Origin of the sequence: Nostoc sp. CHAB 5836, assembly GCF_020829445.1 — a bacterium.
Classification (GTDB): Bacteria; Cyanobacteriota; Cyanobacteriia; order Cyanobacteriales; family Nostocaceae; genus Nostoc.
In genome coordinates this window covers 1-14,817 of the sequence record NZ_JAIVFV010000049.1, presented here as the reverse complement: position 1 = coordinate 14,817, position 14,817 = coordinate 1, and the positions used below count along the sequence as shown (strand labels likewise).

The following is a 14,817-nucleotide window of genomic DNA, read 5'->3' as shown; positions in this document are numbered from 1 at the left end:
CCAGAACCTTGTAGAGACGTAGCACTAACCCAAGCCTATTGAGTCCTAATCTCTGTTACATAAAAGAACCCCACCCCGCCAAAGCTACGCTTTGTCTCCCCTCCCCGCAGGCGGGGAGGGGTTGGGGGTGGGGTGTTAGGGACTTTTGCAAGAGGTCTAATTCAGAAAAAGTACGAATTCATGGAAAAGACTTTGATATTCCATAGGACTTACGCAAAAACCCTCTCAAACTCTCATTCCTCCGTGAACTCTGTGTCCTCTGTGGTTCGTTTGACCTTACCTGTGCGTAAGTCCTAATTCCAGTTAAAGCGACTTGACCTGACATTGAGTTTTTCTGAACAATAACAAATCGCCAAAACGCTGCATTTTAGACAAAAAACTCAGTTTTTCTGGAAGCTGTTGTCTTCTTGGGGCTGGCGGAGTTGCTATTCTTAAAATTAGCTCTAGCAACCAAGGGGCGAGGCGTTGGCACAACACGGCTAAATGACTTTGCCATCCGACTAAAATTTCTGGTGAATCATTTTCCATTCCGATGACGAGTGCTTTCGCTACTTGCTGGGGAGTCATGGGGATCACCCAGCGAAATAATTTGAAGTCGCGCACCATGTCTGTGTCTGTGAGGGAAGGCAGTAATGCAATGACTCGGATATTGTGTTCAGCTAGTTCTTGGCGCAAGGCTTGGGTAAATCCTAAGATGGCAAACTTGGTAGCTGAGTAAGTCGCCATCGTTGGTGCAGCAACTTTCCCCATCAGACTCGATACATTGACGATTGTCCCTTGCCTTTGGCTGGCCATGCGTCGAGCGATCAAACTAGTGAGGTTGTACATTCCTAACAAGTTCACAGAGAGTTCTTCTTGAACTTGAGGCATTTTAGATTGCAAAAACGAGCTTTGGTATGCAACTCCTGCACAATTAACTAGCAGATGAATCTGTCCATAATTGCGCCACAGTTGGGCAACAACGATATTTACTTCTATTGTCTGGGTCAAATCTAATGGCACGATCGCAGTTTTTGTGCCCGTTGCCTCAATTTCCTTGGCTACTTCCAGTAATTTTTGGCGATCGCGTGCTACCAATATCAGCCGCTTGATGCCTTGTTGCGCTAGTTCCAGAGCGATCGCTCGTCCAATCCCACGGGAAGCCCCTGTAATTAGAGCAACTTTGCCTTGAATCTTCATTGGTTTTATCCTCCAAAATTTAGGTCTTACCAACTCTTTGTTATTGCCGATACACTATAATCAAGGGCTATTCCCTTGTCGGCACAAGGTAAGACAAATAATCAATCGTAATTGAAATCAAACTGAAAACCGCTATAGGAACGAGATATTTCTTGGTTAATCTGCGATCGCTCATAATTGTCTATGCGAGGCAGAAATTTCTTGTTTTTAACCCGTCAAACCCCAACACACTTGGCTGAATGGGTATAGCTCATAGATTTTATTTCTCCTAGATCCGAGCGTTCATCAGCATTGTTGTCATACACACGTTAGCAATTAAATCAAGGTGTTGCAATATTCTTTAATAAGTATTTGTTAACACTTCTTAACCAGAAGCATATATATATAAAAGATTTTTTAAATAAGTTTTTATAAATATCTCAGTACAAATATCTCAACTTCCTGACAAATAGACTCTGTTTTGGGAAATTGTTATATCTAAGTCATAGCTAAGAAACAAAAAAGACATATAGGTTTTGGTTTACGCTTCTAATACTTATGTTTATCCGCTAGTTTGCAGAATGACATCCGTATATTTACGGGCTTATTTAAAATAAAAGTTTCTGATTTCTCTTTTTTAAACAATAGAACATAGTTATACCAATTTAATGTGAAGTTGCACATATCTTGATCCCCCTAAATCCCCCTTCAAAAGGGGGACTTTGATTCTTCCCCCAAATTATCGGGGAGCCAGCGCCTTGACTGGGGGTTTCCCCCATGAGCGACTGGCGTGGGCTAGGCGGGATCGAATTCTATGCAGCTTCATAAAAAATTGGTGTTAAATTATTTTTTTTAAATACAAATTACAACAGTATATTTATCTGCTAAAACTTTAAGACAAATGGTAATTTATTTAGCTTTAGCTTTGAGTTCATCCAAAGAATGCTTGAGACTTGCCTGGTTTATAGCAAACTAAAATCATTAATTAACAACAAGATCCCCGACTTATTAGAGAAGTCGGGGATCTAAGACTTTCAATCTCACAAATCAAATATAGCCGTTTCCTAATCACACAAGGCTATTTCATTCTCATCTAGCCCGCCTCAGAATAAATTCTGAGTCTAATAGCGAAAGTCGTCTTTAGACGACTGAGAAAAGATTATAGTCCAACACGCTTGGGTTATAGTCCTTATTTAGTCATCTTTCAGATGACTTTTGCTATTAGCAAGGAACTTCAGTTCCTTGCGGGACATAACTTTCACCTTAAGTTGACACCAATCAAATACTTGCGCCCCTACGTTCGCAAAGCGTCCCGCAGTATTGGGACGGGATGTTTTTTTAACTGGAAGTCCCTTAAGGGGTTAAAAAGTCTAAATGGTTTCCTGCTTGGGTACGCAAATCTTCTACTGTCCCCTGAATTTGTAACTTACCTTGATTTAGTAGCACGATCCAATCAGCACGGGCGATTACTCTAGGACGGTGGCTAATGAGAATCGTAGTTTTACCTTGGCGGTGCAACAACAGTTGATCTAAAACTTGAGCTTCACTAACTGGATCGAGTCCAGCAGTTGATTCATCTAAAATCAGGACTGGTGGATCGTTAACGATGGCTCTTGCTATAGCCAGTCTTTGCCGTTGTCCACCAGAAATATTCGACCCAAATTCACCTAAAACAGTTTGATATTTCTCAGGTAGTTTACTAATAAAATCATCTGCCTCAGCAACTTGGCAAGCACTGACGATTTGCTCAAAGGTGAGGTGAGGAGAACCTAACCGGAAGTTTTCAATAATTGAGCGACTCCAAAAATGAGCCTCTTGAGGAACCAAAGCAACTTGTTGCCGCAAACAATCAAGGGCTAGGTCTTGCATATTATAAATACCAAGGCGAATGTTGCCAGAAATAGGTGTATATAATCCGGCAATCAGTTTAGCAAGAGAACTTTTTCCACAACCCGATGTACCAATAAGGGCAACAACTTTACCGCCAGGAATAGTTAGGGTGAAATCTTGCAGTAACTCTAACCTGCCGGGGTAATGAAAGTTTAGATTTGTGCAAATAATATTAGCATCGCCAGGAATTTTAGCAAAAGGTTTGTTAGTATCGCCTGGATTTTCAGGTGTGGCATCGATAACTTCTGTTAAGCGTTCTGTGGCAGTTTTCGCACGCATGAATTCATCTATAAATCCGATCACAGTACTGATGAATCCCAAAAAATTACCATTCATCGCGTTAAATGCCAGCAGTTGACCGATGCTGAGTTCTTTATTAATAACTAGGAGACTGCCGAAACCAATCAAACTAACGCTGCCAATACCATAAATTAACCCAGAGAAGATATTGTTAATAATTCCAATCTGAATTGTGCGGAATGTTTGATTTGCTAACCGACCAAATCGATTCTGGAATTCTTCCCAAAATTGCGGAGCAGCAGTAGTAGTTTTGAGTGTCAACGCGCCTTTAAAGCTTTCAACCAGAACACCTTGGTTTTCTGCGTCTAAGACTAATATACTTCTGACTTTCTGTTGAAGTGTAGGCAGGAAAACAACCGTAGATGAACTCATGACAATAGCAATAACGAAGGCTGCCAAGCTCAGTTTCCAGCTATAGAACAGCATGAAACCTAAAGAAACTGCTGAAATAAAAAATTGGCTAGGTAGACCGACAACTGCTTGGGTAACTAACTGATTAATTTGTTCAATATCTTGTAATCTGCTAACAATTTCGCCACTGCGACGTGATTCATAGTAAGTCAGAGGCAACCGCAGGATTGACCTGGCAAATTCCAGAACTAGCCCTAACTCAATCCGTTGGGCAAAATGAGCAATGAGATTAGATTGAAATAGTTGCAGACCACTTGACACAAGATTCATTACCACAACGGCAATAATCACAGCACCAAGAAGCTTGGTATCACCTCGAACTAGTACATCATCCGTCAGAATTTGAAGCAGGATTGGAGAAGTTAACGAAAGCAAACCTGTAGCAATAGCGCACAGAAAAGCCTCGATCAGTATGCCTCCATAAGGCAATACACGCCGCATAAAGCGCCCAATACCGGCTACTTTATCATCCGGTTGAGCATAAAACCGAACCGAATCTGGCTCTAGCAAAAGCATCACCATATCTGGCCAAGCCTCTACTAATTCTTTTTTAGAGATATAACGGATGTTAGCTGCTGGGTCGGCTACTACATATTTCTTGCCCTTTTGACCATACAAAACAACCCAGTGGTAGCCTTTCCAGTGAATGATTGCTGGTAGTGGTGCTTGGTTCATTCGGTCTAATATTTCTTTTGATGCTCTGACCGAACGCGCATTGAAACCAAGTGCCTCCGCTCCTCGTCTCAATCCCAATAATGTTGTCCCTAATTGTCCGGTGCCTACCACTTCCCGGATGCGATTTAATGTAAAATTACGCCGATAATGTTTGGCAATGGAAGCAAGACAAGCAGCTCCACAATCTTCTTCACTATGTTGTGCAACAACTTGGTATTTCATCTTAGACTCTAATACCTAAATAAGTGACAAAACCTACCTAAAAAAATAGCAGGGTTTCATCCCTGCGTGGTTAAAATTTTACCAACAGTGTGCCCTTACTACCATTACCATGTTTCTTCTATTACGGTAAATATATTTTCTGATTTTAATTGCTGCAAAATTTCTTTAGCTAGATACTTGCTTCTTAAGTTTTTTAGGACTTACGCAAGTGTCACAAAAAATAAAAGCTTTTACTTTGTAGTAAGGGCTACCCTACGGGAACGCCCCGCCAATAGCCCTGATGAAAGAGGACTTTAGTCCTCTCTCCCTTTTAGGCTAGGGTGTATACATAACTGACTTATTTTGCTCAAAGCGCTCTCAAACCTAACAAGAACAGCCCCTTCCCTACCAGGGTTGGGGAGTCAATCTTCAAAGCCCCTCTGTGCGTCGGAGAGGGGTTTGGGGAGAGGTCTGCCGACTTGTGTATACACGGTAGCTCCTTTTAGGAGAGAGGCGATGAAATTGTTCCCGCTTCCCGCAACGTGTTGGGGGTTAGGTCTATTTGCATACTTGTACCTCACCGGATTGAAAATGCCTATATCGAAACCTCTATATTTTGTATATCAACAGAGAAAAAATTCCTAATCTTGATAAGTGAAGTAAAAAAATTTATTATTGTTAACAAACTTTAGTGATTTCTTAAATAAGAGAGTTTCTTCCTTACTTTACTACTCAAAGTGAGTAGTAAAGCAAGATAAAGCACCTCTTTAAGTTCATTAACAGTTGCCTAGTAGCAATCGTTAATAAACTTTTTTCAGGTCGTTGAAGAAAAGTCTGTGGATTAGGAATAAACGTGTGCTAGGATGACTGCGATGAGCAATAAACCTAATGGCTTATCAACATCAAAAACAAACTAAAGTGCTACAACAGGATAGTTTGTTTAAGACAATTTCACCCTAGTAAAGACGTGGTTAATCATGTCTTTACGTTTATTCTTTATACCTCAACTAAACCTCACTTAACCACCAATATTAACAGTGCCATTGTTGATACCAATTGCAACGTCATTACCTATTTGGATAATGACGACCGCAGCGGGGTGCTTCTTCTCAGGATCGGGTTTAGGAGGCTCGGGTTTAGGAGGTGTGGGGGGTTTAGGAGGTGTGGGCTTATACTTGTCGTACTTTTTCATATACTTTTTAACATAGTCTTTGTAGTACTCGTGGTACCCACCACCAGACAAAGACACTTCTTCGTTGACGGTTAATGTCGTAAACAATGTGCTTTCCATAGTTTCAGGATCTTGCTTGATTGTTAGGAATTTAAAGTCGCGCCACATCGAAGCAACAAACATAACAAAAAATTGGTATATTCAATAACTTTTTCTGTGCTGCTAAAAGTATTATACGACTCTTATTGTGCAGGTCAAGCAATTAATTTTTTAAGAAATATGTATTATAACTATTTAGAAGCTATACTACACAGTTAGCATTTATACAAATTTAATTAAAAATAAGTTTTTATTTATCAAATAAATTGCGGGTATCAATATTGATATAAATATTGCAATTCCAAAGCTTGGTATTATGAAAAATGCCCTAATTCAGTTTAATACGTATTAATACGGACAAAATACAGATTCAAAGACATAAAACATAAAAATAAGCACTACTTTCGATAGAAATAGTACTTAAAGTTTTTGATAAAATTCCAAACGGATCTTGCCTGTGTTGTGCCTGTAATCATACGTAAGGAGGTATTATATTCAATTATTTTATACAAAGATAATTTGAAAAAATATAACTTCCTTTAATATGAAAACGCTTCAAATTGCTGAAAGATTTATTAATGGGAAAAAAAGCTGAATTGACTATATTAATTCTTTTTTAAATAAATAAAGAAAGCATTAAAATTTAAAGAAAATTATAAAGATTTAGTATTAGTAGTAGAGGGCAGTAATTACTATCTAAATGTAGCTGTATATAAACCTTGTATTTACATCATAACAGTCTTTTATTTCTCTGATAAAATAAAATATTTTTAGGTTGGGTTGAGTAAGGAAACCCAACCAAATCAAGGTTTTTGCACATTTGGGATGCTCACAAGCAAGTAACTTATGGGACTTCCAATAAGACATCTGGTGAAATTAAATATGCGTTACCCAGAACCCTCATACAGACGTAACAGTGCTACGTCAAAACAATTCCTTTTGACCAGATGTCTAATAAATAAATTATTCAATGTTGTGGGGTGGGCGACACGAGTGCCTACCCCATAAGAAGTAGTTGAGTATTTTTTAAATTGGAAGTCCCTATTAATAAAGAAGAGGGGTAAAGGATAAAGGGTAATAGGGAAAAGGAAAGGGATAAATACAGAAGAGAGCTTTGATTTTTGGGATATTGCTAGATCTTGGTTGTAACAGTAACGCCAGGTACATTTTTTTGCTAGATTATTTACACAACCAAAATGTTTTTTAGCTTTCATGCTCATTGACCCCCAACCAGAGTTTCTCCGTCTAGTTCAAAACGACGAATATCTTCCGCCAATCAGCATATGGACAAGGTTGGGAGGGATATTTTTAGTTGGAAGTATTGGCGCTGCCTTCAGCCTTTCTAGTGTCATTGAATACAACGTCATAGTAAAAGCTGATGCTACCGTCCGTCCAACCGGAGAAATACGGTTAGTGCAAGCAGCAGCCGAGGGAACGGTGGAAAGTATCAAAGTGAAAGAAAATCAGGTTGTGAAAAAGGGAGATACGATCGCACTCATCGACAACTCTCTATTGCAAAGTAAAAAAACCCAAATACTCGGCAATATCCAGCAGAACCAATTACAACGATCGCAAATAGATGGACAACTAAGAGCGCTAGAACTTCAAATTACTGCTGAGTCCAATGCCATGAGACAGGCGATCACATCCGCCAAAGCAGACTTGAGTCGCAACAAAAGAGAGTATCAAGATAGGCAAATCACTACTAAGACAGAAGTACAAGAAATAGAAGCTGCTGTGGAATTAGCTAAAGAGGAACTGAAGCGATATCAGCAGCTAGGAAATACAGGGGCGATCGCTATTCTCCAAATTAAGGAAAAAGAACAAGCTTTTAAAGCTGCTATTGCTAGACTCGAACGCGCTAAAGCTGGACTCAATCCCAGTGATGCGAATGTGGCGATCGCACAAGAACGCATTTCCCAAGAATCCACAAAGGGCGAGTCTACCCTCGCTCAATTGAACAAAGAAAAAGAAGAAATCATCAGGCGTCAAGTTGAAATCCAAAACCAAATTAGCAGCGCTCAACAAGAACTTAAACAAGTTTTTACAGAACTGCAAAAAACTATAATTCGTACCTCAGAGGCAGGTACTATCCTCAAATTAGAATTAAGAAATACTGGGCAATTTGTCCGTTCTGGCGATGTGATCGCTCAAATTGCTCCCAACAAAGCCCCTCTAGTTATCAAAGCCCGTGTTTCCCGTGATGATATTAGCAAAGTAAAGGTGTGTAAAGCCGTACAAGTAACAAAATGTACAGAGGGGGAAGTACTAATGCGGATTTCTGCCTATCCGTACCCAGATTATGGCACTCTTAAAGGTGCTGTTAGAGGCATAACCGCCGACGCTATTACATCTCAAAGTAATAGCAATGCTCCAATTGTGCCTTACTATGAGGTGACAATTGAGGCAGAGAGACTTGATTTAAAAAGGGACGGTAAATCCTATTTCATTCAACCAGGGATGGAAGTTGCAGCTGATATCATTTCCAAGAAAGAAACAGTACTAACATTTATTCTGAGAAAAGCAAGATTGCTAACCGATTTGTAGGCTCCTTTTCAATACGGTTTGGTTAAGAGGATGTTTGAAAAGTTCTTAGTACAGATGCAGCATAAAATCGTGGCCAATTGAGGGTTGAAATTTAAACGCAAAGGAACGCAAAGGGAAGCGCAAAGGAACGCAAAGAGAATTCGCTACGAATTAATGAAATATTGTACTTAGAACCTTTACTAATGACAAATGACCAATTGACTTATGACAGCCTTAGCCAGTTAACTTTAGTTGCCCCAACCTACTTAGCTGATTACGATCGCTAAGGCGATGTCAGGGTAGGTTGAAGATTTGATGGTTTGGCTGAGTGGGGAGTTGACCCATTCCAAATTTGATTGAATTGCTCTGGCGACAACGACTGTAAAATACTGAGATTAAGCGGCTCTTTACTGATGAATGTGGCGTAGGATGGCTGCAAATAGGAGCGGTATTCAGGGCGATTGAGGAGATGGGTTTCCAAAAAAGCTACGCTTAGGGCGTTCAGATAGGAATAAACAGCAGCACGATCGGGGCCCAGCAAAGCAGTTGGCACAGGTAAGACATCGTTTTGAGAAGTAGATTCTGCGATCGCCGAAAAGTGGGTGGCGTTTTCGATCAAAGCTAGATATTTATTGGAGTTTGTAAGCCAAGTAAAGGGGCGAATTTGCTCAAATACCGGTGGGGCGAAAATATCTTGACTCCCTGCTACCATCATTACCGGAATTTTAATTTGACTGATTCCGCCTTCACCCAAAATTGAGCTGTTAATCGGATTAATCGCAATAATAGCCTTGATGCGATCGTCTTTGAGTTCGTAATTTTTTGGGGGTAACTCAGTTGCTTGACACTGCAAAAACAACGACAAATTAAATGATGAATTATTGGGATTACAGTCTTCCGTGAGTTGGTTAAAGTTAATGTTTGCCCCTGCTAGAGTCAAAACAGTATAACCGCCAAAAGACTGACCGATCGCTCCAACTTGCTGAAAATTAAGTTTTCCTTGGAGAGTAGGATCAGATTTTTCTAGCCGTTCCAGTTCATTGAGGAGAAACTTAATATCCATTGGTCGGTTGATAAATTCTGCTGCATCTGGCGACCCTGCCAAACCCGCAAAGTATAGCTGAATGCGTTCGGCATTACTACCAGGGTGTTCCAATACAGCAACTGCAAAACCATAGGATGCTAGATGTTCAGCCAGGTAGACAAAGGTAGAGCGGTCTGAGGCGAGGCCATGAGAAATTACAATCAGGGGAAAGGGAGGCGAGAGAGAGTTTTCAGTTGTGAGTTCTGAGTTTTGAGTTGTAGGTAAATATATATCCACAGGTAGACGGCGATTGCGAGAAATATCATTTAGCTCTAGGGTTTTTTTCTGCCAGGAGAATTTCCCTGGCGATCGCAAATCTGGCTGTTGTGAGAAGTCAATTTTGGAAGTGGCTGCTTGAGCGATCGCTTCTTTTTGGAGAGAAGCAAAAACTTCATCCTTTTTTTTCAGGACTTGTGATAAGTCATCAACGATCTTTAGCCCTTGTGTGAAATTCACCCGTATAGTATCGCTGGGAAATCTCCGCAGCAAATTCACAAGCGTTAAACCCTCTTGATCAGCAGCAGCCAAAATCAAAGAGGCGCGTATGGCATAAAAGCCGTTATTTCGAGACTCTGTGAGCAGCAATTCTCCTAAACGTTGCATCAACTCCTCACCTATGGGTGAGTAGGTAACTTGAGATACTAATGTCGGAGTGACATTAAACCTTTGCTGAAGCAAATCCCGCAGTTGAGCGAGTTGTTGGGGAGTAGCACGGCTAGCATAAAAGGAAAGTTCTTCATCGATTTTGCCTTCTTTGGCAAAAGTTTCCAACGAGTCCACAGATAAAGAGAACTCGCCGAAGGGAGGGTAAAAAAAGCTAATGCGATCGGCTCCCAATCCGGGAGTAGCAGTCAAAAACGTCGATAGCAAACCTAAACCCAGATATCTCAAAAATTTTTTCATTAGAAAAACCCACTTTCTAACCCTGCTAAACAAGTTTAGACAGAGAGGAAAGCGGGGTGGGATCTATAACCGCTTTCCTGTTTACTTGGTTTAGATATAGGACTTACGCAACTGGCATATTATTTTGAGTTTGTAATGTTCGCGCAGCGTCTCGTTGGCGTGGTCACTGAGTTTACGGTGAGCGCAGTCGAACTGCGTAGTCGAAGTGCAGCCTAAGAAGAGAAGAGAGGACTAAAGTCTTCTTTCATCAGGGCTGTTCGCGGAGCGTTCCCGTAGGGTAGCCCTGACTACAAACTAAAAGCTTTTATTTTTTGTGACACATGCGTAAGTCCTAAGATAATCAAACAGGTTACAAGCACAAGAAAACAAGTACTTACAGCCATAGTTTTGCACATAGGTAATAATCCAATACAGTTGGGTTAAGCATTTCCTCCTTCTCTTTCTCTCTTCTCTCTGTGTTCTCTGCGCCTCTGTGGTTCGTAAAAAAAAAGAGTTTCAGCCCTTTTGTGAACCGTATTGGGCAATAATCGGCACTGAATTAAATTTCCTCAATGATCAAAACCCATGAGTAGCCAATTTTCAGCCAAACAGCATCAGTAGGGCGATAATAGATCTAGAGATCAAAATATTTTATATGTCCTTCGCCTCCTGCCCCTGTTGCGTTGTCATCCTCAATCAACAACAAGAAGAAAATATATCCCACCAAAACCAGTGCCAGGATGTACCAGTTAACTACAGCAAGAGCATAGTTAAAAGTTGCACTGTAGTTGAAAATGGTCGGGTGGTCGTTAAACCTTTACAACGACCACTCGATCAGATTTCCGATTGACATACTCCCCTTTATGACGGGGCTTTAGACCCAGCTTTTCGGTAACTTTTATTAGTTCACCCCCTTTCATCTAAAGGTAAAACCTCGTGAAAGCGGTTGTAATCAATGTAGCGATGCCCATCGGGTGTGTGGTGGAAAATATCGACAAATTGATTGTTCCACAAAATCTCATTAGCAGCATAGCTATGACGGGCATGGACAACCTGTGCAACCGTTTCATCAATGCCACTCAAAGAGATGATCAACATAGTATTCGTCTGGGTCAACGATTCTGGTGTCATCCCATAGAGAGGACTAAACTCATCAATGACGTGCATCACTGACCAGCTTAAGCTGAAGCTAGGTGTTTGGTTCCTCAGCAGTTTCAGATCGTATAACCGACGCATGAACTGCCCTTCTTGGGTTACATCGTCGCGCATCAAGTAGACTCGCATCTGTGCCTCCAGAATCATATTGCGACGCTGATTAGCGGTGCGAAACATGAGAGTCGGCATCCCATCATGAGATGTAATCACTGCTATACGGCTAAATAGCACACGGGCTGTGGGTCGAGAAAACCGAGCAAATGCTAGTCCTGTCATCACAGCAATTCCCACTAAACCGATCATTGCTTCAATGGTGACAACAATATTGGCGTAAGTTGTTTTAGGATACATTGCCCCATAGCCGATGGATGCTAGGGTTTGCACGCTAAAGAAAAACACATCTAAAAAAGAGCCAGGTCGGGCATTGGCAATACAATCTCCTCCGATCAAGTAAGCTAGGGCAAATAGAGCATTAATAGTTATATAGAAAGTACAAATCAGGATCAGAAAGCCAGTCCAGGGAATCGTTAGCAGCAGATGATAGGGATCGCGCCAGTAGGAATGCCATGCACCCATACCCATAATCTCAAATTTTCCATCTCGAACTTGAATATGAATAGGTGGGATCAAACGCTGTCGTTTCTTCAGTGAAAGTCTTTTAAGTCGAAATTTCATTGCAAGTGGCCAAAAGAACGGCAACTGCTTAGTATTGTAAATTAAGTAAATAGTAGGACTTACCCATCGTACATATTCGGCAATCTGTTAAAGCTCATGTATAGCGTTTCCTAATCACATGAGGTACATCGAAAGCCCCCTCCCCGCTTGCTCTTAGGGGTTTGGGGGTGGGGTTCTTGTACCTCACTGAATTGAGAACCGCTATAACCACACTCTGTCAGTAGATAAAAGGAGACAGAAAATCGTAGGTTGGGTTGAGGCAATGCGTTACCCAACAAAGCCCCCCTGTAGGTTGGGTTCCGTTCCTCAACCCAACCTACACGGGTTAAGGTTTTTGGGCAAAACCTACGCAGTATTGGTATAAGTCCTAATATTTCAGAAATCAGCCAAAGCTCATGTAACCACACTCTGTCAGTAGATAAAAGGAGACAGTGTTGCGATAACTATGTATAAATTATATCTAGCCTATATAGATGTTAAAATAGAACAACTTTAATAAAAAGTCAATAACTGTTAATTTTCGTTAGAGTGGGATAACAATCAAAGTGTGAGGATTGATACTAGATGCGAATCTTGTTAGTGTATCCGATATTTCCGAAAACTTTTTGGTCTTATGAAAAAATCTTGGAGTTAGTCGATCGCAAAGTTTTATTACCACCTCTGGGTTTAGTAACAGTAGCCGCAATTCTGCCCCAAGAATGGGAATTCAAGCTGGTCGATCGCAACATCCGCCCAGCAACAGAAGCAGAATGGGCATGGGCAGATGTAGTAATTCTCTCCGCGATGATTGTCCAGAAGCAAGATTTACTTGACCAAATCCAGGAAGCAAAAAAACGGGGTAAGTTAGTTGCAGTTGGTGGCCCTTACCCCACCTCTGTACCTCACGAAGTTCAAAATGTTGGTGCAGATTTTTTAATTCTGGATGAAGGCGAAATCACTCTCCCCATGTTTATTGAGGCAATTCAACGGGGTGAAACTTCTGGCACTTTCCGCGCCACAGAAAAACCAGATGTTACAAGCACACCAATACCCCGCTTTGATTTATTAGAATTGAATGCCTATGACATGATGTCGGTGCAGTTTTCGCGCGGGTGTCCCTTCCAGTGCGAATTTTGCGACATTATTGTTCTTTACGGGCGCAAACCGCGCACCAAAACCCCAGCGCAGCTGTTAGCAGAGTTAGATTACCTCTACGAATTGGGTTGGCGGCGGGGTGTGTTCATGGTGGATGACAACTTCATTGGTAACAAGCGAAATGTGAAATTGTTGCTGAAAGAGTTAAAAGTCTGGATGGCAGAACATCAGTATCCCTTCCGATTTGACACTGAGGCTTCAGTTGACTTAGCACAAGATGCAGAAATGTTGGAGTTGATGGTTGAGTGCGGTTTCTCGGCGGTGTTTTTGGGAATCGAAACGCCGGATGAGGATAGTTTGCAAATGACCAAGAAGTTTCAAAATACTCGCAGTTCTCTAACTGAGGCAGTGCAAACCATCACCAAAGCCGGGTTACGCCCAATGGCTGGGTTTATTATTGGGTTTGATGGCGAAAAAGCAGGTGCAGGCGATCGCATTGTCCGCTTTGCTGAACAAGCAGCTATTCCCTCTACTACCTTTGCCATGTTACAAGCCTTACCGAATACCGCGCTTTGGCATCGCCTGAAAAAAGAAGGACGACTACGGGAAAATCAGGATGGTAACATCAACCAGACAACATTGATGAACTTCCTCCCCACCCGTCCCCTAGAAGAACTTGCACGAGAATATGTTGAAGCATTTTGTACTTTATACGACCCAGTACATTACTTAGATCGCACCTATCGCTGTTTCTTGATGATGGGTTTGCCAAGTTGGAAAGCGCCAGCAAAAATGCCAGAGTGGGTAGTTGTGAAAGCGTTGCTGATTGTGATTTGGCGACAAGGAATCAAGCGGGAAACGCGCTGGAAATTCTGGCATCATTTGTTTAGCATTTTCAAGCGTAACCCTGGAGTTATTGAACATTATATCTCTGCTTGCGCCCACAACGAGCATTTTCTGGAGTATCGCCAAATTGTGCGCGATCAAATTGAAAATCAGCTAGCTGAATATTTGGCACAAGGTGCAGAAAACCCATATGTGCTAGTTAAGGAAAAAGTAGAGGAAAAAGCTGAAGCGGTAGTTAGTTAACCGTGGTAACGAGTAATAAGTAATAGTAAAAAAAATTACTTATTACCCCTTCTTACAGCAGTTTTCATGTATTTAGACCACAATTATCAGACCTAACCCCCGGCCCCTTCCCTACTAGCGTTGGGGAGTAAGATTCAAAGCCTCTCTCCTTGTAGGAGAGAGGAATGGAAGTGAGGTCTATTTGTGGTTCATTTACCTGAAAATTGCTGTAAGTAGGGCTTGCTGAAAAAGAAAGAAAAGGTGACAGTATCTAAATTATCAGACTCTAGAAGTATATTCAGGTGCAAGACAAGGAGGTAAAATAGCCCAAAATACTTGCATCACAGTGGACAAAAGTGACATAGGGTATTATTAGGCACTATGTACCGAAAATCAGAATCAACTCCAATTCCACCGTCAAACTTTGAACTGCCATTTGAGGGAAAGT

Annotated in this window: 9 protein-coding genes; 3 read left to right on the top strand and 6 right to left on the bottom strand. The window is 41.3% G+C overall.

The genetic code is table 11. From position 1 onward, the window contains the following. Positions 1–303: 303 nt before the first annotated feature. The 4 genes from LC605_RS12320 to LC605_RS12305 form a co-directional block, all read right to left on the bottom strand. Positions 304–1,179 carry an SDR family oxidoreductase gene (locus LC605_RS12320; protein ID WP_229547825.1) on the bottom strand — a complete coding sequence of 292 codons (876 nt, stop codon included), beginning with the start codon at positions 1,177–1,179 and terminating at the stop codon, positions 304–306. Positions 1,180–2,511: 1,332 nt separating this feature from the next. Then, a complete protein-coding gene (locus LC605_RS12315) occupies positions 2,512–4,656 on the bottom strand; it encodes a peptidase domain-containing ABC transporter (RefSeq protein WP_229547824.1) in 2,145 nt (714 codons plus the stop codon). Between the two features lie 997 nt (positions 4,657–5,653). Continuing rightward, a complete protein-coding gene (locus LC605_RS12310) occupies positions 5,654–5,989 on the bottom strand; it encodes a hypothetical protein (RefSeq protein ID WP_229547823.1) in 336 nt (111 codons plus the stop codon). Positions 5,990–6,792: 803 nt separating this feature from the next. Further along, positions 6,793–7,119, bottom strand: coding sequence for a hypothetical protein (locus LC605_RS12305; RefSeq protein WP_229547822.1), 327 nt, complete (start codon positions 7,117–7,119; stop codon positions 6,793–6,795). On the opposite strand from LC605_RS12305, the gene LC605_RS12300 reads away from it, so the two are divergent. Next, the gene (locus LC605_RS12300; protein ID WP_229547821.1) at positions 7,118–8,452 is read left to right on the top strand and encodes an HlyD family efflux transporter periplasmic adaptor subunit; all 1,335 of its coding nucleotides are present in this window, start codon (positions 7,118–7,120) and stop codon (positions 8,450–8,452) included. The genes LC605_RS12305 and LC605_RS12300 overlap by 2 nt on opposite strands. 262 nt (positions 8,453–8,714) lie before the next feature. Here LC605_RS12300 and LC605_RS12295 read toward each other — a convergent pair whose 3' ends face one another. Further along, positions 8,715–10,418 (bottom strand): alpha/beta hydrolase, encoded by a 1,704-nt coding sequence (locus LC605_RS12295; protein WP_229547820.1) that lies wholly within the window; start codon positions 10,416–10,418, stop codon positions 8,715–8,717. Positions 10,419–11,052: 634 nt separating this feature from the next. Here LC605_RS12295 and LC605_RS12290 point away from each other — a divergent pair. Then, complete coding sequence (locus tag LC605_RS12290) at positions 11,053–11,247, top strand: hypothetical protein (protein WP_229547819.1); 195 nt, start codon at positions 11,053–11,055, stop codon at positions 11,245–11,247. Positions 11,248–11,303: 56 nt separating this feature from the next. Here the strand turns inward: LC605_RS12290 and LC605_RS12285 are convergent, their stop codons facing one another. Continuing rightward, positions 11,304–12,227 (bottom strand): ion channel, encoded by a 924-nt coding sequence (locus tag LC605_RS12285; RefSeq protein WP_229547818.1) that lies wholly within the window; start codon positions 12,225–12,227, stop codon positions 11,304–11,306. Between the two features lie 564 nt (positions 12,228–12,791). Here LC605_RS12285 and LC605_RS12280 point away from each other — a divergent pair. Beyond that, positions 12,792–14,390 carry a B12-binding domain-containing radical SAM protein gene (locus LC605_RS12280; protein WP_229547817.1) on the top strand — a complete coding sequence of 533 codons (1,599 nt, stop codon included), beginning with the start codon at positions 12,792–12,794 and terminating at the stop codon, positions 14,388–14,390. The last annotated feature ends 427 nt before the right edge of the window (positions 14,391–14,817 follow it).